Origin of the sequence: Clostridium sp. UBA1056 (assembly GCA_002316385.1) — a bacterium.
GTDB lineage: Bacteria > Bacillota > Clostridia > Clostridiales > Clostridiaceae > Clostridium_J.
This window is the reverse complement of record DCDL01000061.1, coordinates 65,393-85,359: the sequence shown is the minus strand read 5'-3', so window position 1 is coordinate 85,359 and position 19,967 is coordinate 65,393. Positions and strand designations below refer to the sequence as shown.

Annotated in this window: 21 protein-coding genes; 1 reads left to right on the top strand and 20 read right to left on the bottom strand. The window is 30.7% G+C overall.

Annotated features, from left to right (window positions below):
- Positions 1-10: 10 nt before the first annotated feature.
- The 20 genes from pyrR to rsmH form a co-directional block, all read right to left on the bottom strand.
- Positions 11-550, bottom strand: coding sequence for a bifunctional pyr operon transcriptional regulator/uracil phosphoribosyltransferase PyrR (gene pyrR / locus B3W71_RS17560; RefSeq protein WP_346890236.1), 540 nt, complete (start codon positions 548-550; stop codon positions 11-13).
- A gap of 11 nt (positions 551-561) precedes the next feature.
- On the bottom strand, positions 562-1,476 hold the full coding sequence (locus B3W71_RS17555; protein ID WP_346890235.1) for an RluA family pseudouridine synthase: 915 nt from the start codon (positions 1,474-1,476) through the stop codon (positions 562-564).
- Entirely contained in the window at positions 1,476-1,928 is a 453-nt protein-coding gene (gene lspA, locus B3W71_RS17550; protein WP_346890234.1) for a signal peptidase II, read from the bottom strand. Before lspA ends, B3W71_RS17555 begins: the two co-directional genes overlap by 1 nt.
- Positions 1,929-1,949: 21 nt before the next feature.
- Entirely contained in the window at positions 1,950-2,750 is an 801-nt protein-coding gene (aroF, locus tag B3W71_RS17545) for a 3-deoxy-7-phosphoheptulonate synthase (RefSeq protein WP_346890233.1), read from the bottom strand.
- A gap of 11 nt (positions 2,751-2,761) precedes the next feature.
- Entirely contained in the window at positions 2,762-3,454 is a 693-nt protein-coding gene (locus B3W71_RS17540; protein WP_346890232.1) for a 5'-methylthioadenosine/adenosylhomocysteine nucleosidase, read from the bottom strand.
- A 272-nt stretch (positions 3,455-3,726) separates the two neighbouring features.
- Complete coding sequence (locus B3W71_RS17535; RefSeq protein WP_346890231.1) at positions 3,727-4,320, bottom strand: DivIVA domain-containing protein; 594 nt, start codon at positions 4,318-4,320, stop codon at positions 3,727-3,729.
- Between the two features lie 15 nt (positions 4,321-4,335).
- Positions 4,336-5,112, bottom strand: a complete 777-nt coding sequence (locus B3W71_RS17530) for an RNA-binding protein (RefSeq protein ID WP_346890230.1) — start codon at positions 5,110-5,112, stop codon at positions 4,336-4,338.
- Between the two features lie 229 nt (positions 5,113-5,341).
- Positions 5,342-5,794 carry a cell division protein SepF gene (locus B3W71_RS17525; protein WP_346890229.1) on the bottom strand — a complete coding sequence of 151 codons (453 nt, stop codon included), beginning with the start codon at positions 5,792-5,794 and terminating at the stop codon, positions 5,342-5,344.
- Between the two features lie 15 nt (positions 5,795-5,809).
- The gene (locus tag B3W71_RS17520; RefSeq protein ID WP_346890228.1) at positions 5,810-6,478 is read right to left on the bottom strand and encodes a YggS family pyridoxal phosphate-dependent enzyme; all 669 of its coding nucleotides are present in this window, start codon (positions 6,476-6,478) and stop codon (positions 5,810-5,812) included.
- A 127-nt stretch (positions 6,479-6,605) separates the two neighbouring features.
- Positions 6,606-7,307: a DUF881 domain-containing protein gene (locus B3W71_RS17515; RefSeq protein ID WP_346890227.1), complete on the bottom strand. Its 702-nt coding sequence runs from the start codon at positions 7,305-7,307 to the stop codon at positions 6,606-6,608.
- Between the two features lie 12 nt (positions 7,308-7,319).
- A complete protein-coding gene (locus tag B3W71_RS17510; RefSeq protein WP_346890226.1) occupies positions 7,320-7,661 on the bottom strand; it encodes a small basic family protein in 342 nt (113 codons plus the stop codon).
- Positions 7,662-7,677: 16 nt separating this feature from the next.
- The gene (locus B3W71_RS17505) at positions 7,678-8,394 is read right to left on the bottom strand and encodes a DUF881 domain-containing protein (RefSeq protein ID WP_346890225.1); all 717 of its coding nucleotides are present in this window, start codon (positions 8,392-8,394) and stop codon (positions 7,678-7,680) included.
- A gap of 67 nt (positions 8,395-8,461) precedes the next feature.
- Positions 8,462-9,262 carry a cell division protein FtsQ/DivIB gene (locus tag B3W71_RS17500; protein ID WP_346890224.1) on the bottom strand — a complete coding sequence of 267 codons (801 nt, stop codon included), beginning with the start codon at positions 9,260-9,262 and terminating at the stop codon, positions 8,462-8,464.
- Between the two features lie 446 nt (positions 9,263-9,708).
- Complete coding sequence (spoVE, locus tag B3W71_RS17495) at positions 9,709-10,818, bottom strand: stage V sporulation protein E (protein WP_346890223.1); 1,110 nt, start codon at positions 10,816-10,818, stop codon at positions 9,709-9,711.
- Between the two features lie 22 nt (positions 10,819-10,840).
- Positions 10,841-11,791 (bottom strand): phospho-N-acetylmuramoyl-pentapeptide-transferase, encoded by a 951-nt coding sequence (mraY, locus tag B3W71_RS17490; RefSeq protein ID WP_346890222.1) that lies wholly within the window; start codon positions 11,789-11,791, stop codon positions 10,841-10,843.
- 13 nt (positions 11,792-11,804) lie between these two features.
- Positions 11,805-13,178 carry a UDP-N-acetylmuramoyl-tripeptide--D-alanyl-D-alanine ligase gene (locus B3W71_RS17485; protein WP_346890221.1) on the bottom strand — a complete coding sequence of 458 codons (1,374 nt, stop codon included), beginning with the start codon at positions 13,176-13,178 and terminating at the stop codon, positions 11,805-11,807.
- Entirely contained in the window at positions 13,179-14,627 is a 1,449-nt protein-coding gene (locus B3W71_RS17480; protein ID WP_346890220.1) for a UDP-N-acetylmuramoyl-L-alanyl-D-glutamate--2,6-diaminopimelate ligase, read from the bottom strand. It abuts the gene before it with no gap.
- Positions 14,628-14,842: 215 nt separating this feature from the next.
- A complete protein-coding gene (locus B3W71_RS17475) occupies positions 14,843-17,038 on the bottom strand; it encodes a stage V sporulation protein D (protein WP_346890219.1) in 2,196 nt (731 codons plus the stop codon).
- An 18-nt stretch (positions 17,039-17,056) separates the two neighbouring features.
- A complete protein-coding gene (locus B3W71_RS17470; RefSeq protein WP_346890218.1) occupies positions 17,057-17,554 on the bottom strand; it encodes a septum formation initiator family protein in 498 nt (165 codons plus the stop codon).
- A gap of 27 nt (positions 17,555-17,581) precedes the next feature.
- Positions 17,582-18,514 carry a 16S rRNA (cytosine(1402)-N(4))-methyltransferase RsmH gene (gene rsmH, locus B3W71_RS17465; RefSeq protein WP_346890217.1) on the bottom strand — a complete coding sequence of 311 codons (933 nt, stop codon included), beginning with the start codon at positions 18,512-18,514 and terminating at the stop codon, positions 17,582-17,584.
- 352 nt (positions 18,515-18,866) lie between these two features.
- Here rsmH and ychF point away from each other — a divergent pair, with 352 nt between their 5' ends.
- Positions 18,867-19,964 (top strand): redox-regulated ATPase YchF, encoded by a 1,098-nt coding sequence (gene ychF, locus B3W71_RS17460; RefSeq protein ID WP_346890216.1) that lies wholly within the window; start codon positions 18,867-18,869, stop codon positions 19,962-19,964.
- Positions 19,965-19,967: the final 3 nt, after the last annotated feature.

Below are 19,967 nucleotides of genomic sequence, written 5' to 3'. Positions count from 1 at the left end.
TTTATTTCTCCTAATTATTTTCGTATAGACTTACAGAGTCCACCCCATCTTTTTCTACTAATAGTACAGATATATCTTCTTTTCTTGAGGTTGGTATGTTCTTTCCTACATAGTCAGCTCTTATTGGTAGCTCTCTATGACCTCTATCTACAAGTACTGCTAGTTGAATCATTTCAGGTCTTCCTCTATCTATGATTGCATCTATTGCTGCTCTTACACTTCTTCCTGTAAACAAAACATCATCTACTAGGATTATTTTCTTGCCCGTTACTTCTACTCCTAATTCTATACTATTATGTTCCTTTAAGTTTTCAGGTTTTTTAAGGTCGTCCCTATATTTAGTTATATCTACACTACCTACTTCTACATCTTCACCTTCAAACATATTGATTAACTCAGCAATTCTATTAGCTAGTGGTACTCCTCTACTTTTGATTCCTAGTAACACTAAGTTTTCTGTCCCCTTGTTTTTTTCTATAATTTCATGAGAAATTCTCGTCAGAGTTCTCTTAATTGCCTTATCGTCCATAAGTACTGACTTGAGTTCCATAACATACCTCCTTAAACTTCTTTTCTTAATTTATCTAATATCTCCTGAAAATATTCTGGAAGCTGTGAATCAAATTCCATATATTTTCCTGTAGTAGGATGTATAAAGCCTAGATTTTTTGCGTGAAGTGCCTGCCCCTGCAATTTAAATCTCTGCTTTTTATATCCATATACTTGGTCACCAATTAATGGGTGATGTAAATGAGCCATATGAACTCTAATTTGATGAGTTCTGCCCGTTTCTAATCTACATTCAACCAAAGTATTACTTTTAAATCTTTCTATTACTTTATAATTAGTTATTGCTTCTTTTCCATCCTTAACTACTGCCATTTTTATTCTCTCTACAGGATGTCTTCCTATATTAGTTATAACTGTACCTTCATCTTCCTTTACTATCCCCTCTACTATAGCATAGTAAGTTCTCTTCATAGAGTGGTCCTTTAGCTGTGCTGCTAGGGAATTATGTGCTTTATCATTTTTAGCAACTACTAATATACCTGAAGTGTCCTTATCTATTCTGTGAACTATGCCAGGTCTTATGACACCATTTATTCCTGATAAATCCTTACAGTGATGAAGTAGCCCATTAACAAGAGTTCCTGTGTAATTTCCTGGTGCAGGATGAACTACCATATCCTGTGGCTTATTTATTACTACTACATCACTATCTTCGTAAACTATATCTAAAGGGATATCCTCTGCTTCCACTTGGAGTTCCACAGGTTCAGCAATTTCTACTTGTACTTCATCCTTTATCCTTAGTTTGTAATTACTTTTCTTTATTTGATTATTCACTTTTACCTGCTGTTTTTCAATAATTCCCTGCACAAAAGATCTAGACATATCTGCTTCATTTTCACTTATAAATAGGTCAAGCCTCTTCCCAGTATTTTCTTCATCTATAATGTAATTTTTAACACTCATTAAATCTCATCCTTCAATATACATATTAATAAGAAAAGTGTTCCAACACACACTAGCATATCAGCCACATTAAAGGTTGGAAAATAATATATATCCTTATAATGAAGCATAATAAAATCTACTACATAAGTATAACTTATCCTATCTATAAGATTTCCTATTGCTCCTGAAATTATCATAGCTATAGATACATATACTAATTTATATTTAGGCTTATACTTTAATAAATAAAATATCATTCCTAAAATTACAATTATAGTAATAACAATGAATAGCCACTGCTTATTTTGAAGCATTCCAAAAGCAGCTCCACGATTTTCTAAATAATCAAAGGTAAAGAAATTCTTAATTACTGTTATTCCTTCTGTACCTTTTAAGGTACCCATAGCCCACCATTTTGTCGCTCTATCTATTATTAGTCCTAATACTATTATTATTATTCCTAAAGTCAAGCCGACTCCCCCTATTCTAATTTATAAAATATTTCTTATTGCATTAGACTTATTCATAATATTTTTTAAGTTTTCTACATTAATAGTTTGTCTTGCATCTGATATAGAATTATCGGGATTCACATGACTTTCTATAATTAATCCATCTGCTCCAGCTGCTATAGCCGCCAAACTCATAGCTTCAATTAATTCACGTCTTCCGGTACCATGACTAGGGTCAACTATAATAGGTAATCTATAATTTTCCTTAATCACTGCTACAGAATTTAGATCTAAGGTATTTCTAGTGGTGGTTTCAAAGGTTCTTATACCTCTTTCACAAAGTACCACCTGACTATTGCCTTCCTTTAAAATATATTCAGCTGCATAAATCCACTCTGCTACAGTGGCACTTATTCCTCTCTTTAGAAGTACAGGCACTTGGAGCTTTCCTAACTCCTTCAAGAGAGTATAGTTATACATATTTCTAGAACCTACCTGTATCATATCTATATAAGGAAGGGAGCTTTCTATATCTCTTGCATCCATTACCTCTGATACTATTGATAAATTAAATTCAGCTCCTACTTCTTTAAGTATCTTTAGCCCATCTAGACCAAGTCCTTGAAAATCATAGGGAGATGTTCTAGGCTTAAAGGCACCAGCTCTTATCATATTTACTCCTTGGCTTTTCAAAGCTCTTCCTATATTCATCATTTTATCATAGTCTTCTACTGCACAAGGTCCAGATATAAATACTAAGTCATCTCCACCAATGGTTACATCCCTAACCTGCACTCTAATCTTTTCTCCACTATTTTTTTCTGCTAGTATTTTTTTCATATAATATCACCTTACATTGTTTTTAACATAGAACGTAATATGGTATTTGAGTTTTTAACCGATATTTCTTTAAACTTCTCATAATCCATATGAGCTCCATTATTAGCATTATCAGAAATGGATCTTATTATAACAAAAGGCTTATTATTTAGATAAGCAGCATGAGCTATACTTGCTCCCTCCATCTCACAAGATAGAGCATTGAACTCACTTTTTAACCATTTTATTTTTTCTATATCAGCTATAAATTGATCTCCTGATACTATTCTACCTGTAAAAATATTTATATCCTTTATATTTTCACAAGCTTTTTTAGCTCTCTCTACTAATTTCTTGTCACATTTAAAATCAAATACATCCATATTAGGAACTTGACCTGGTCTGTCACCAAATTTAGTTGTATCCATATCATGCTCCACCAAGTCTGTAGCAATAACCACATCTCCTGGATATATATCTTCTCCTATACCACCAGCTATACCAACGTTTATAACTGCATCCACATTGAAATCATCTACTAAAATTTGTGTGCAAACCGCTGCATTTACTTTACCTATACCACTTCTAACTATTACTACATCCTTATCATAAATAGTCCCATGATTAAAGGTCATCATAGCCCTTGTAACTTTTTTCTTTATGTTCATATCAGCTATTAAAGAACTTACTTCCTCTTCCATAGCTCCTATAATTCCTATTGTCATATTCAAATCTCCTCTTTTCTTCCTAGTCTATATTAGTTCTAGGTAATTTTGTTTAACTTTAATCTAGTCTACCAAATATGTTAATGCGCCTACCCATTAATTAGTATAAATTTCTCACAATAATTGGGTATAACTACATCTATTATAATATACATGTTCTGATATATGTCAATACTTTGATTCGATAAAAAAATCTCACCCTAAAGTGAGATTTTTTGTATATTAATTACATTAACTCAAAACTAAATATAATTTTATAATAAAATCTGACATTATTTATCTACAAAGAAACTTTTTATATCTTCTATCTCTGCTGTATTATATTCAAAGCCTTCTACTTCTTTTTCAGAAGTAATCCCTAATTCTGGCTCTTGTGTTTTTTCTTCAATTACAGTTGAAATATTATAATTCTTATCAAAGTCTTTCTCTAATGATTCAAACATTTCCATTTGAGTAACTATAAAATTTCTAAACTTACTTCTAAATTTAGCAAATTCTTGTTTTGTTCTATCAAATTCATCATTAATATTTAAAACATCAGTATGAGCCTTATCTAAAATTCTTTTAGCACTTTCATTGGCATTTCTAATTATAAATTCAGCTTCAGATTGAGAACTTTGCTTTGCTTGCTCTGCAGCGTTTTGTGCCAATAGTAATGTATTTTGAATAGTAGTTTCCATCTTTGCATAATGATCTAATTTATCTTCAAAAACATTTAATTTTTCCTTTAAAACAATATTTTCTTTATATGCAGTCTCATACTCTTCAGAAATTTGTTCTAAAAATTCATCTACTTCGTCCATGTTATATCCTCTCATGGCTCTTTTAAAATCTTTGTTCATGATATCCATAGCTGTCATTTTCATATTCCTCACCTCTCATTAAATATATTTGCCTATTAATAATTTAAGTCTTCCCTTACTTGTTTCTCCTTCAATTGAATTTACTTTATATTTTCCGAATCCTCTTATGGTAATAGTATCCTTCATTTCTACTAATTTATCCTTTCTATTACAAGTAAGATAATTTAATAACACAGAACCATTACCTATAAACTCAGTACACTTAGCCCTAGACATATTACAAATACTAGGTACCACGTTGTCTAATCTAAGGGATGTCACTATTATGCTTTTTTCTTCAAATTCAATTTTAGGAATATCTTCACTACTTATATCTACTATATCAATACTACATGGACAATTTCCAATAGTAGTTAAGTTATCCTGAATATATTGAGAAATTGCGTTGACCATTGGAACAAAGCAAGCATCTCCTTGAACAACTAAGTCTCCAAACAAATCCCGTTTAACGCCCAAAGCCATTATAGATCCTAGATAATCCTTATGCTTAAGCTCTTTAAACTTTGATTTATTTTTTATCCTAATAACATGAATATCATAGTCTAGTGCTTCATATGTATTAGTAGAAAAACATAATATTTTTCTTTCACTATCATCAAAAACTCCAGTACCATAAACAAAAACACCAAGCTTACTTTCGTTATTTTTAATATTCATGTAAATGTCAGGAGTAACAAACTCCTTTGTATATATAGGTACTTCTATATTTCTACATAGCTGTATGTCCTCATATATACTTGAAATATAATTTTTATCGTGATCTTTAAACATATTTAAAAAGGTCTTTTTATCCATAGATTTCCTCTAATTATTTATATATACGTTTTAATAAAGTTTATACATTNNTGAATTTTATTTATTGAAACTTGTATATTATTAATATTAACTATAATTCCTATTGATACTGCTCATGCTTTATAAGCTATATTCTACTACTCGAGTATATAAAAAATTCACTATACAATATTTTATTTAATTCGAGCACTTGTCTTAGGCATCTGAAAATAAANNTTTTGAAGATGCCTTATTTAAAAGAACTAAAAATACCTTTACTTGTAAGCTCATTTTTTAAGTCATTACTTACCTCAACATTGGATGGAGTTAGTATAAATACGCCCTTTTCTACAGGTTGAAGTCCACCTTCTAATGCATAGATAGTACCTATTAGGAAATCTAGCATTCTTTGACCTTCCCTAGATTCAACTCCATTTAGATTGACAATAACTATCCTTCTAGATTTTAAATTATCTACAATAGTTTTACCCTCATCATAATTTGAAGGCTTACTAATTACAACCTTTGTGGATGATGCAGTATGGATATTAACTATTTTATTTTGCTTTTTGCTTACAAAAGGTTCAATTTCAATTTCATCTTCATCTTCATCACAGGTTTCTTCCCTATCTTCTAATAATTCCTCATCATCTTCTTCATCGTCAAAGCCCATCATTTTACTTATACCTTTGAAAAACTCCATAATAAAACCTTCCTCCTACTTTAATTTATTATAATCTCTTTTCCCAAAAACACCTTCACCTATTCGAATCATGTTTGATCCTACTTCTAAAGCTTCTTTATAATCGCCACTCATTCCCATGGATAAAATCTCCATAGTAATATTTTTATAGTTTTTAGTTTTTAGGGCCTCAAATACTTCCTTAGTCTTAGTAAAATAATAATTACAGCTTTCAACATCTCCTTTAGGAATAGTAGCCATAATTCCCTTCACCTTAACATTGTTACATTCTTCACAAGCATCTATAAGTTCCTCTAAATCTTCCATCATAATACCTGTCTTAGATTCTTCTCTACCGATGTTAATTTGAATTAATACATCCGCAATAAGTCCCTTACTTGAAAATTGCTTTTCAATTTCTTCCAAAAGCCTAATACTATCTAAGGAATGTATTAAATAAACTCGTCCAACTAGGTATTTAACCTTATTCCTTTGAAGATGACCTATTAAGTGCCATCTAATGTCCTTAGGCAAAGCTTCATATTTCTCCATTAATTCTTGAACTTTATTCTCTCCGAAATTTCTTTCGCCTAAGTCATATACAGTTTGTATTTCACTTATAGACCTAGTTTTTGATACCGAAACTAAAGTAACACCTTTAGGTAACTCACTCTTCAATTTTATAAAATTTTCACTAATAGACAAATTTACTCCTCCTGTCTCATGTTCAAAATCTAGCTTATAATGGGAAATAGAACTTTCATTATATTATATTTTATTCTCTATTAAATCAAAAAAACCTTCAATATTATTAATTTTTTCTTATTTTTAACTATTTTTCTTCTTGTTTTAAGTACTCACTTTTTAACTCTCCATTATAAGCTGGTAGCTTCTCATTATATACAGATTCAATCTCAACAAAACAATTTCTAGCCTTTAAAGCTTTAACATGATTTTCTTGATTTTCTAAAAAGTTTTTTATTACATCTTGGTTACCAATAGCTGTAATATAAAATGGGGCTATTATTTTTATTCCACCTATTTCTATTGTTGGTCCAGCACAAAGACTTGATGTGGATCCTATTATTCTGTAACCATTGATAGCTATAGCCTCAGCTCCAGCAGTCCGTAAATCATTAATAACTCTTGTTAAATCCCAATCATGAATAAGCATACTACTATTAGAATAAGTTCCAGGTGCATCATTTAAAGTAATCTTTACACCATCCCCAGCTACAGGAGCTAATCCTAGAGCAAGCTTATTTTCCTTTAGCTCATCATTCATTTCTTTTCTAATCTCATAATCAGTTTCGCTAGCCTTTTCATATTTATTTATTTTTTTATTTAATTCATAATACTCATCTTCTAAATTGCTTATTTCAGTTTGTAGCTCTATCCTATCATCATAAGCCTCTTGATACTGCTCTACATCTAAAAATTTAGTTTGCTCACCTAAATTTATATTCATGGCTATTAAAATTCCAATGATAATGGTAGCTATAAATAAAAATATATTAGCCTCATTAAATCGCATTTAAATATCTCCTTAATGATGTGTTTTTATTCTATCCATCAATAACCTTCTTATAACAGCAAAGTTTGTAAATATTCTCTGACCAAATATTATGATTGCTGCAATATATACTGGTATCCCCAGTCTATCTCCTAGATAAACCATTCCTGCCGCTAGAAATGCATTTCCAAAAAATCCTGATATAAATATATCTGGTCTAAAATCTTTGTTTAAAGTAGCCCTAATAGCACCAAAAGTGGAGTCTATACAAGCAAATATTGCAACAGATATATATGGTGATAATTTAAGTGGAAAGTTTATGTTAAAAGCTATTCCTAATATAATTCCTATTATAAGTCCTACTAATGCAATCATTTCATCACTCCTACTCTTAATCTTCTTTTACTTCTTTTGCATACTCAAATTTTACTGGTGTACTAGCCTTCTTGATTTTAACTTTATCCTTTACTTCAACTGTAACATCATAGCTTGACCTTATTTCATTAGGTATAGCACCAGGGAATCGCATAGATCCTTCTAGTACAGTCTTATTTCCTATAGCACTTATAGTTATACGCTCCGACGGTGAAATTCTTTCATTATTAATTCTAATACTACTTCCAGCTGTTCTTATGCTACTATTGGCTATAAGTCTTATATCGTTAATAGATACTGCTTCAGCTCCTGCAGCGTATAATTCATTTACTATATTTAGCAACTGAAAATCTTGTATAGATGTAAATCCTGCTTGAGATGCAAACACACTAGTTTTGGGGTTAATATATATTATAACACCTGGACCTTCCACACTGGTTAATCCTGCTCTTAGTCTAGTATTATTAAGTTTTTCAAGCATCTCATTATTATTTGTATCTTCAGCTGCTTCTTTTTCATATTCTGCCGCCTTAGCTTCAAGCTCCTCTATGTTTTTTTGCAACTCTTTTTTTTGTTCTTTTAATTGTTCATTTTCTAATAATATTTCTGGACTTTGAGAACTCTCAACATTATTTACATTCTGTTTACCTATTGTATTAAGTTGAGTTATTATAACAAATCCAAACATTAAAAATATAAGTCCCATAAGTAACTTGGAAATAATACTTTTCACTTATTCTACCTCCCATAAAATTTTCATAATGTTTTCTATTTATCACCATTTAAATCTTAGTAAATCTTTATTTTTCCTTATATATAACAGGATTTCCGTCAAAACTTACGTCAATGTATCCCTCCATATCTGCAAGTCCTGCACTTTCTATTATGCTAAAGCCCTTAGCAATATTACTATTAACTTTATCAATGGTTCCAAGCTTTATATATAAATTATTTACATATAATTTAAAATCTACAAAGTCATTAACTTCTAATTTCGATATAGTGTATTTTTCAAACATACCTTTTTCTTTCAAAAACCTGTATATATTGCAAATTCCCTGTATCTCATCTTCATCTAGATTTTTAATTTTTTCACCTATTTTTAAATTTGTCTCATCAATTCCTTCAAGTCTCAAAGCTTCTATGCCTTCAATGGAGTCTTTTTTTTCTAAAACTACTCCTTGCTCATCAATTATATAAAAACCACCAGATATCTCTGTATAAAAGTTAACTTTTCTTTCACTTATATTAATAGAAATTTGATTAGGATATTTTCTATTAACACTTGCCTTTAATATATATGGATTTTTCATCAATTCTTTTTCTATTTTTCTGGTTCTTATCTTAAATATATTAGTACCTAACTCCAAATTTGTAGTTGTTTTAACATTCTCTTCAGATAAATTTGTTAATCCACTAATTAAAACTTCCGATAAATTAAATGTAGGCAAAGTCAATGCTAGGGTTATCAATATAGATATCATTACTATAAGTAATGCTATAGTCTTTTTTAATTGAATTATCTTTTTCTTTCGTTTTAATATCTTCGCTTTATTGTCTATAACATAATTACCATAACTCTGTTTAGCTTTTTTTACCACATTTTCACCACCAAATTATAATATATAAACATAAAATTATAATATATAAACACAAAATTAAATCAATACACCTTATATCATATCATTTTTATATTCTAAATTCATTACAAAAATATTAAATATTCATTACTTTAATTAACTTTATAAAATCCTACTTATCTAATGTTTATTTTTTTAACATCCTAAACTTTTATTCTTTCACTAAAACCACTGTTGGTATATTTCTATAGATACAATCAGAGATAACTAGTATTATTAGCCTTATTAAAGCTTTTTATATTTAAGTATTATAAAAACTCTTATCTATAGACGTATTTTTCATATACACGCCTTATGAAAAATGAATTTTATATAAAAATATAAAAGTTTCGAGTTAAGTAGCCATGGTATAAATAGATAAAAATAATACGACTGAAGAATACAAGGTATTTTCAGCCGTATTATTTCTATGAAGTTTTCTTATTATTTTGCCGAGTTATATTAAGCAATATTCCCATAAATATCATATTAATTACTAGGGATGAACCTCCATAGCTTATGAAAGGTAAAGGAACTCCTGTTACTGGCATAGAACCTGTAACAACAGCAATATTTATTATACTTTGTATAACTACTACAGAAGTTATTCCTGTAGCCAATAAAGAACCGTACATATCCTTTGCCTTAGAAGCTGCGATAACACCTCTCCATAAAAATAGTAAAAATAGTACAATTATAAAAGCACAACCTATAAAACCTAATTCTTCACCTATAACTGATAATATGAAATCATTATGAGGTTCCGGAATATAAAAACACTTTTGTCTTGATTGACCTATTCCAACTCCAGTAAGTCCTCCAGAACCTAAGGCTAAGAGAGATTGTACTAATTGATATCCATCTCCTTGAGAGTCACTCCATGGATTAGTAAAACTAAGCAATCTTCTCATTCTATACGGTTCTACTAATATAAATGTAGCCCCAAGAGCTCCTACTGTTCCAATAAGACCTCCCATATGTGTAACTTTAGTTCCAGCTACAAACAGCATTATAAGACTAACTACCATTGTAACTGTGGCAATACTAAGATTTTTCTCTAAAAGAATCATTCCTGCTATGAATGCTGCAAAGAAAAGATTAGGAACTACACCCTTCCAAAACTTTTTTATATTTTGAGGATTATCTGATATATTTTTTGCCACAAAGAGCACTACTACATACTTTGCAATTTCTGATGGTTGAAATGATAATGGTCCAAGCCTAATCCACCGTTGTGCTCCTTTTACTGGTTCAAATAAGAAAACTAAGCAAAGAGCTATAAATGTAAAGATTATTAAAATTCCAGTATACTTTTTGTACTTGTGATAATCGATATTTAGTGTAATCATCATTCCAACAAGTCCAAGTCCAGCCCATTGAAGTTGCTTCCATAAGAAGAATTCTGCATCATTGTATTTAAAGGCTGCAAAATATGAGCTAGCACTATATACCATTACAACTCCTACTGTAACTAACGTAATAATTACAGCAAAAAGTAAAAAGTCTACATCTCCCAATTTCATTTTGGGTTTTTTCATATTAAATTCCTCCCATACCATTTTAGTAAGTTAGTGCAAGGAATCCTATTAAACATAGTATAACTGTTACGATGGAAAATACGGCTACTATCTTACTTTCATGCCATCCTTTCAATTCAAAATGGTGATGTAATGGTGCCATCTTAAATACTCTTTTTCCAGTAAGCTTAAAGGAAGTAACCTGAATGATTACAGATAGAGTTTCTAATACATATATTCCTCCTACTATAACCACTATGAACTCTAATTTTAATATCATGGCAATAGCTGCGACAGCTCCTCCAAGAGCTAGAGAACCTCCATCTCCCATGAATGTTTGCGCTGGATAGGAGTTATATTTCAAGAATCCAAGGATAGCACCTGCTAAAATTCCGCAAAAAATTGCTAAAGTATAATACCCCATTCCATAGCTTACAAGAGCAAAGAAAGTCATAACTAAAAGTGTTACAGAACTACAAAGTCCGTCTAGTCCATCTGTAAGATTGACAGCATTAGTTACCGCTGCAAAGTATACTACTATAAAAGGTATAAATAGCACTTTTAAATCCCAAGTTATTGTGCCTATTATTATAATATCTGTTCCTATTTTATTCTTCGCATAATATCCAAAGACTATAGATACAATTACTAAAAGTAACATTTTTTGATAACTTTTTAAACCTTCGTTTTTCTTTTTAATTATCTTCAAAGCATCATCTAAAAATCCAATAGCCCCAAATGCAATAAGAGCATAAAGAGCAAGCATAGCCTCATCATGAGGATTTCTAACCATTAGTATCATAGTAATACAAGTAGAAATAATAAATATTATTCCTCCCATAGTCGGCGTTCCTTGCTTTTTTAAATGGCTTTGTGGACCATCTTCTCTAATGTTCTGTCCAAACTTTAACTTGTGTAGTACAGGTATTATAAATGGTGCTATTGCAAAAGATATTATAAATGCTACTAAAACAGAATATATTAACTTATTCATATTCCATCCCTCCCTATATGTTTTTCTTTTGTAATTCTCTAATTATATTTTCAAATTTCATAGATCTAGATGCTTTTATTAATAAAATATCACTTGGTTTTATAATTTTCTTTAGAGCTGATATTAATTCATCCATGGAATCAAAAGCCATAAAGTTCTCACTTCCATATCCATTTTTAAAATTATCATTAAACTCTCCCAAGGTCAACATTAAATCAACACCACTAGCTTTTGCATAAGCTCCTACTTGCTCATGAGCTCTAGGAGAATCATCTCCCAATTCTTTCATAGTTCCAAGGATTGCTACTCTTCTTCCACTATACTGTTTTAGAACATCTAATGCCGCCTCCATGGAATCTGGGCTTGCGTTATAAGCATCGTTTATTATAGTATAATCATCTACCTTTACAACATCTAATCTCATAGATGTAGATTCTAGGTTTTGCATTCCTTTTTGTATTTCTTCATATGTAACTTTTAATTCTCTAGCAACAGCTATTGCTAATAATGAATTAAGTACATTATGTTTTCCCGGTACTGGTACTTTTATAGTAGCATCTGCATCCTTACCATTTTCCTTTACACCAAATTCTACACTGTCCTTATTTATAATTATTCTACAACCCTTAAAATTATAATCATTATCTATACCAATTTTTACAATTTTATATTTATTTGTATTATAATCATGAAGCATATCATTATCTCCATTAATAATTAATACGTTATCTTTAGTAAAGTTATTTGATATTTCTAGTTTAGCCTTTAATATATTTTCTCTAGTCTTCAAGTTTTCTAGATGAGATGTTCCTATATTAGTTATAACTCCTATAGATGGCTTTGCTACCTCTGCTAGGGTATCAATCTCCCCAAGATTGCTCATGCCCATCTCCAATATTGCAACCTCATAGGTTTTATCTAACTTAAATATCATTAGAGGAAGTCCAATATCATTATTAAAGTTTCCTTGTGTTTTAAATACCTTGTACCTTTCACTAAGGGCTGCAGCCATTAAATCCTTAGTGGAAGTTTTTCCTGTAGACCCTGTGATTCCTATAACTTTTATATCTAAAGTGCTGATATAATAGGCTGCTAAATCAAGAAGTGCTCTTTTAGTATCCTTAACTAAGATTACAGATACATCTTCTTCACTTAAATTTTCATACTGATCTTTCTCATGTACTATGCAAAGCTTTGCTCCCTTATCTATAGCTCCCCTTACAAATTTATGTCCGTCAAAATTTTCTCCCTTGATAGCTATAAAAATATCTCCCTTAGAAACCTTCCTACTATCTATGGTCACATTAGAAAACTCTCCTGTAGCTCCTATAATTAAAATTTCTCCTGATATAGCCTCCGCTACTTCCTTTAATCTTATAGTTTCCATCTAAAGCTCCAACTCCTCTATCAATTCTAATACAACATCCTTTTCATCAAAATGAATGGTTTCATTTTTAAGGATTTGATAAGTTTCATGTCCTTTTCCTGCAATTACTATAATATCATCTTTTTCAGCTAGGAGTAAGGCTGTTTTTATAGCTTCTCTTCTGTTCTCAATAAGTTTATAGTTAGATTTCTTAACTCCAGCCTTAATATCTTCTAATATCATATATGGATCTTCGCTTCTTGGATTGTCAGAAGTTATTATTGCTATATCACTTAGTTCTGTACCTATATTACCCATAATAGGTCTTTTAGTCTTATCTCTATCTCCGCCACATCCAAAGATACAAATTAATTTACCTTTAGTCAGTTCTCTAAGATTCTCTAATATATTTTTAAGACTATCCGGGGTATGAGAATAATCTCTAATTACTTGAAAACCTAAATCCATTCCTAAAGTTAAATTTTCGCATCTTCCTGGTACCGTCACCTTAGAAAGTCCCGCTACAATTGCATCCATATCTATACCTTCATCTAATGCAGCTCCAATACAACATAATGCATTATAAACATTATATCTACCCGGTATAGGTAACTTCACTTCATACGCCTTTTCATTCACCTTTAATTTAAATATAATTCCTGTAGATTCTAGATTTATATCATCCCCTTTTAGGTCACTTTCTTTTTCAACTGAATAAGTAGTTACCCTTGAATCTATTTTTTCAAGAAGTTGTACTCCATAAGAATCATCTACATTTACCACAGAATGTTTACTCATTTTAAACAATTTACTTTTTGCATTAAAATAATTTTCGAAGGTTTTATGAAAATCTAAATGATCTTGAGTTAGATTTGTAAATATTCCTTGTGAAAACTCTATTCCATAAACCCTATCTAAATCTAAAGAATGAGATGAAACCTCCATAACGCAATAATCTATATTACTCCCTACCATTTCACTAAAAAGCTGTTGAAGCTCTAAAGATTCTGGAGTAGTTTTTTCTGTATGAATCTCTCTATCACCTATATAGTTAGCTATGGTACCTATCAATCCAACCTTATAGCCCTTATCCTCTAATATTCCCTTTAACATAAAGGCAGATGTAGTCTTGCCATTTGTACCAGTTACACCTATAACTTTCATCTTTTCACTTGGCTTATTATAAAAGTTTGAAGCTGCTATAGCTAAAGCCCTTCTTCCATTTTCAACTCTTATATATGTTATTCCCTCAATCATAGGTATATCTTTTTCAACCACTACTGCTTTAGCACCATTCTCTATAGATTTTGATATAAAATTATGACCATCAACATTAAATCCACTTATTGCAAAAAACATATCTCCAGTTTTTATTTTTCTACTATCATATTGTAGATTATTTACTTTTATATCTTTATCACCACTTAACATTGTATAATTTAATCCCTTTAATAAATCCTCTATTTTCATCTTAATCACATCCTTAAAATACTTTTTACCAATATAAGGCAATTGTAATGCTACTTAAAACATAGCCTAAAATTTAGCTTTTATACCTTATAGCATATAAAATCCGGTAGCACAAGTCAAACTGTAACTACCGGATAATTTATAATTTAATCCTGATAACCTGTGAAAAGGTACATAATATTCACTCCTGTAGAAGTCTTAGATAATTTTTATATCTAATCTGCTAAGGTACCAAGATGGAAGGTTACTGTGGTTCCTTTTTTAATTTCTTTTTCTGGCGCAATACTTTGTTCTACTACTACACCTTCACCTACAAATTCACTCTTTAAACCTAAATCATTAAAAAGCTTAATAATACTTTCCTTTGTAAAACCCTTTAAATCAGGAATTATAACAGTATCTGTATTCTCCTTACTTCCTCCTGCATATAGGATTATCTCCTTTCCTTCCTTAAGAGTGAATCCTGGTTTTGGATTTATATCTGTAATAGTTCCTCCACTACCTTCTGCTCTAACAGTTAATCCTGCATCAGTTATTACTTTCTTAGCATCAGAAACTGATAATCCTCTAACTTCAGGTACAATTACATCTGCCTTTAAGCTTTCGTCAGCTTCCATATAACTTCCTTGAGGTTTCATTTCACTATAATTAAATAAATCATTAAATAGTTTTTGTCCTACTGGAGCTGCAATTTGTCCAGCATAGTATAAAGATGGATTTGGTTCATCTATAGATACATACACTGTATACTTTGGATTATCTGCTGGTGCCATCCCAGCAAAAGAAGCGAGATATTTACCAGCTGCATAACCACCATTAACAGTATCTACCTTTTGTGCTGTACCTGTTTTACCAGCAATTCTATATCCATCTATTTTAGCTTTCGACCCTCCACCTGTACTAACTACTTGCTCTAGGTGAAGCCTCATTTCCTCCATAGTTTCTGGAGTAAACTGTTGTTTTTTCTCTATATTATAGGTTTCATCAACTACTCGCTCATTGCTATCATCATAATGAGTTACTTCCTTCATTAAATGAGGCGCTATCAAATATCCCCCATTAGCAATAGCATTAAAACATCTCATGTACTGAACCCCTGTACTTGTATTACTTTGTCCAAAAGATATAGTAGCTAAGTCAGTAGCTGTTATATCCTGTGTTGCCTTAACTATACCTGCAGACTCTCCAGGTAAGTCAATTCCAGTTTTTTGTCCAAAACCAAACTTTTTAATGTATTCATTAAGGTTTTCTGCTCCTAGTCTTTCTCCTAAAATCATAAATCCAACGTTACAAGAATTTTTTAATATTTCCTCAAAGGTTTGGGGTCCATGGCCTGAGGTTTTCCAACAGTGAATATTTCTTCCTCCAATTGTAAGTCCACCTCCACAATTAAATGTTTCTCCTTCTTTAAGAACACCTTTTTCTATAGCTGCTGTAGCTGTAACCACCTTAAAGATAGACCCTGGTTCATAGGCATCACTTACTAATCTATTTCTCCACATCTGTTGAATATCATCATCAGACATTCCTTCTGGCCATGGATTATTAGGGTCATAATCTGGCTTATTTGCTAAAGCTAATATTTCTCCTGTATTAGGGTCCATAACCATAATTGACACTGCCTTAGCTTCATTATCTTCCAAAGCTTCTTGAGCTAGCTTTTCTGCAAAATATTGTATGTTTTCATCAATAGTAGTAACTACATCTCTTCCATCAATAGGCTCTGTAAATTCTGATATTGTATAAGGTAACCCCTCACTTTTTTGATCAATTTCAGCAACTTTAATTCCTGGAACCCCAGATAGATATTTATTATAATAAAGCTCTAAACCTGTAAGCCCTTCTCCATCTGAATTTGTATGGCCTAATACATGAGCAGCAAAATTACCATTTGGATAATACCTTTTTGTATCTGGTGATATTACTATTCCATTGATCTCATTATTTTTACAAAACTCTCTTATAGCATCTGTTTCATCTTTTTCTATTCTTCTTTTTAAGATAGCAGAACCTCTAGGATTTCCGTTAGGAAGTGGATTAGTTAAGATATGTAATATATCAGCTTCTTCTTTCCCAATTATAGGACTTAGATCAGCTGCCACTTGCTCCATAGTCATCTTGTTATTTTCCAAATCTTTTCTTAAAGTATTTAAATCTAAGTCTGCTCTGTAAACATTAGCACTTACTGCAAGCTCATTACCATTTCTATCTAATATTCTTCCTCTTTTAGCATTTATCCTAACATCACTAGTCCATTGTTGTGATGCTAAGGATTTATAGGTTGATTCTTTAACAAACATAACATAACCTAATCTTATAGTTAATCCTATGAAAACCATACCTGCTAATAACATAGCCAATATCATTCTTTTTTTCATTAATACCTTATCAATAAAATATTTCTTTGCCACCTACAACTACCTCACTAACTAATTAAATAATAAGTTTTTAATTTTACTTAATAAACTATCCCCTTTTTCTTCATTGGCGCTGCTTGTAGCTATTTCTTCAATTGCATTTATATCGCAATAAATCGCATTGGTACTCTTTGGTTCAATCATTTTTAATTCTTTAGTTGCCACTTCTTCTATGTAAGAAATATTATTAAATTTAAGTAGCTTTACACTTAAATCTTCATTTTCTTCTTTTAGAGTTTGTATTTCTTCTTGAAGAGCTATTATCTCCTTTTGATTACTATATATAGTACTATACCTAAATACTATAATAACCCCCAATACTCCTGCTGTTACTATAGTTCCGTTAAGTTTTAAAAATTTTAGCATCTTTTGTTTTTTAATTTTTCTTAATTCTTCTTTACTTGGGCTTTGTTTAGTAGGATTTTTTACCCTTTTACTAGGTAATGGATTAACCTGAGAAGCTAAAGCTGTATTACCACTTACTGCATCTTTTTTATTTTCTACTACCATTTTACTACCCCCATCTAATTTTTAGAACTAAATTTTTTTACATACCCTTAACTTGGCACTTCTACTTCTTGAATTATTCTCTAGCTCTTCCTTCGTTGCTTCTATAGGCTTTTTATTAATCAATCTAATAATTGGTTCTTTACCACAGACACACATTGGAAGCTCTTTAGGACACTTACAAGGGTCAGTTAAATCTCTAAATTTATTTTTCACTATTCTATCTTCTAAAGAATGGAATGTAATTATTGCCATAACGCCTTCCTTATTTAAGGCTTCTATTCCATCTTCTATGGTTCTATCTAAAATACTTAATTCACTATTTACTTCTATTCTAATAGCTTGAAAAGTTCTTTTAGCAGGATGCCCACCTTCTCTTTTAAATTTCGCTGGTATACATCCATCTATAATTTTTACAAGTTCAAGTGTAGTTTCAACAGGTTTTATTTTTCTTTTTTCTACTATCCTAGCTGCAATTCTTCTAGAAAACTTCTCCTCTCCAAAATCTCTAAGAATTCTAAAAAGCTCATCTTCACTATATTCATTAACTACATTATAAGCTGAAAAAGATTCTTCTCTATTCATTCTCATATCCAGAGCAGCTTCCTTCATATAGCTAAACCCTCTTTCACCTTCATCCAACTGATAAGATGAAACTCCTAAATCCATAAGAATACCATCAACCTTTTCTACTTCTAAGGATTTTAATATTTCCTTAATATTATAAAAATTATTGTGTACATAGGTAACATTTTTATAATCCTTTAGCTTTTCTTTTGCTGCCTTAAGTGCATCTAAATCTTGGTCTATTCCTATTAATCTTCCCTTTGATGAAAGCCTCTTTAAAATCTCCTTTGAATGGCCTGCTCCTCCTAAAGTACAATCAATATATATACCATCTTCCTTAATATCTAACATTTCTATACATTCTTTCAACATTACTGAAAAGTGTTTAAATTCCATTATACATTCTCCTTTGGTTTATCTTACATTCATCATGACATAAATCATATGCCTCACTATATATTTATCATTGTACCATAAATAATTCTATACGTTCACATAAATTCCTTTCAAATATTCATTAAATGGAAATTTTTTTTAAACAAATTTATAATTATATACAAAAAATTCTCACTATTATTCAAATATATTGCACAGATTCATTTTATATCCTTATTATTCATAGATTTTTTCTAATTGCTATATATAACCTTTGAATTATTGAAATTCCTTTTACTGTAGAGTATAATTGAAAAGAATGAAATTTTTAAGTATTAAGCCCCAGGGTTTACATAGAAAGGACGAATATTTTATGAAATTAGGAATAGTAGGTTTACCTAACGTAGGAAAAAGTACATTATTTAATGCTATTACAAAGGCTGGAGCAGAATCTGCTAATTATCCATTTTGTACTATAGAGCCAAACATAGGAGTAGTTAGTGTCCCAGATAACCGCCTTGATGTATTACAAAAATTATATAACTCTAAAAAGCAAGTACATACAGCTATCGAATTCTATGATATAGCAGGTTTAGTTAAGGGAGCAAGTAAAGGTGAAGGTCTTGGAAACAAGTTTTTATCCCATATAAGAGAAGTAGCTGCAATAGTTCATACTGTTAGATGCTTTAAAGATGACAATGTTGTTCATGTAGAAGGCTCTGTATCACCTATAAGAGATATTGAAACTATTAATCTAGAATTAATCTTTTCTGATTTAGAAGTATTAGAAAGAAGAATGGAAAAGTCTATCAAACTAGTACGTTCAGGCGATAAAACTGCTAAAGCTGAGTATGCTATCATGGAAAAATTAAAAAAGCAACTTGAAGCTAATAATCCTGTTAGAACTTTAGAATTTACTGAAGAAGAAGAAGAATTTGTTAAGTCTCTATTCTTAATAACTTCTAAACCTGTATTATATGCTTGTAATGTAAGTGAAGATGACTTAATGGAATGTGGCGGAGAAAATGATATGGTAAAAGAAGTTGAAGCCTATGCTGCTAATGAAAACTCAGAAATCATAATAGTTTGCGCTAAACTAGAAGAGGAATTATCTACTTTAGATGACGAAGAAAAGAAAGATTTACTTTCAGAATATGGTCTTCAAGAATCAGGTCTTGATAAATTAATCCGTGCTAGCTATAAGCTTCTTGGATTAATGAGCTACTTAACTGCTGGTGTTCAAGAGGTAAGAGCTTGGACAATTAAAATAGGTACAAAAGCTCCTGCGGCTGCTGGTAAAATTCATAGTGACATAGAGCGTGGATTTATTCGTGCAGAGGTAATTTCCTTTGATAAATTAATTGAATGTGGATCTGAAGCTGCTGCTAAAGAAAAAGGCTTCTATAGACTTGAAGGAAAAGACTATATAATGCAAGATGGAGATGTAGTTAACTTTAGATTTAATGTATAATAT

What these genes read in the sequence shown, in the direction of transcription:
- B3W71_RS17535 (WP_346890231.1), bottom strand. Translation starts at nt 4,320, where the DNA reads ATGAAAATGACAGCTATGGATATCATGAACAAAGATTTTAAAAGAGCC.
- B3W71_RS17515 (WP_346890227.1), bottom strand. Translation starts at nt 7,307, where the DNA reads ATGCGATTTAATGAGGCTAATATATTTTTATTTATAGCTACCATTATC.
- B3W71_RS17485 (WP_346890221.1), bottom strand. Translation starts at nt 13,178, where the DNA reads ATGGAAACTATAAGATTAAAGGAAGTAGCGGAGGCTATATCAGGAGAA.
- B3W71_RS17525 (WP_346890229.1), bottom strand. Translation starts at nt 5,794, where the DNA reads ATGGAGTTTTTCAAAGGTATAAGTAAAATGATGGGCTTTGACGATGAA.
- B3W71_RS17480 (WP_346890220.1), bottom strand. Translation starts at nt 14,627, where the DNA reads ATGAAAATAGAGGATTTATTAAAGGGATTAAATTATACAATGTTAAGT.
- spoVE (WP_346890223.1), bottom strand. Translation starts at nt 10,818, where the DNA reads ATGAAAAAACCCAAAATGAAATTGGGAGATGTAGACTTTTTACTTTTT.
- aroF (WP_346890233.1), bottom strand. Translation starts at nt 2,750, where the DNA reads ATGAAAAAAATACTAGCAGAAAAAAATAGTGGAGAAAAGATTAGAGTG.
- rsmH (WP_346890217.1), bottom strand. Translation starts at nt 18,514, where the DNA reads ATGGAATTTAAACACTTTTCAGTAATGTTGAAAGAATGTATAGAAATG.
- B3W71_RS17470 (WP_346890218.1), bottom strand. Translation starts at nt 17,554, where the DNA reads ATGGTAGTAGAAAATAAAAAAGATGCAGTAAGTGGTAATACAGCTTTA.
- B3W71_RS17540 (WP_346890232.1), bottom strand. Translation starts at nt 3,454, where the DNA reads ATGACAATAGGAATTATAGGAGCTATGGAAGAGGAAGTAAGTTCTTTA.
- B3W71_RS17555 (WP_346890235.1), bottom strand. Translation starts at nt 1,476, where the DNA reads ATGAGTGTTAAAAATTACATTATAGATGAAGAAAATACTGGGAAGAGG.
- pyrR (WP_346890236.1), bottom strand. Translation starts at nt 550, where the DNA reads ATGGAACTCAAGTCAGTACTTATGGACGATAAGGCAATTAAGAGAACT.
- ychF (WP_346890216.1), top strand. Translation starts at nt 18,867, where the DNA reads ATGAAATTAGGAATAGTAGGTTTACCTAACGTAGGAAAAAGTACATTA.
- B3W71_RS17530 (WP_346890230.1), bottom strand. Translation starts at nt 5,112, where the DNA reads ATGGATAAAAAGACCTTTTTAAATATGTTTAAAGATCACGATAAAAAT.
- mraY (WP_346890222.1), bottom strand. Translation starts at nt 11,791, where the DNA reads ATGAATAAGTTAATATATTCTGTTTTAGTAGCATTTATAATATCTTTT.
- B3W71_RS17510 (WP_346890226.1), bottom strand. Translation starts at nt 7,661, where the DNA reads ATGATTGCATTAGTAGGACTTATAATAGGAATTATATTAGGAATAGCT.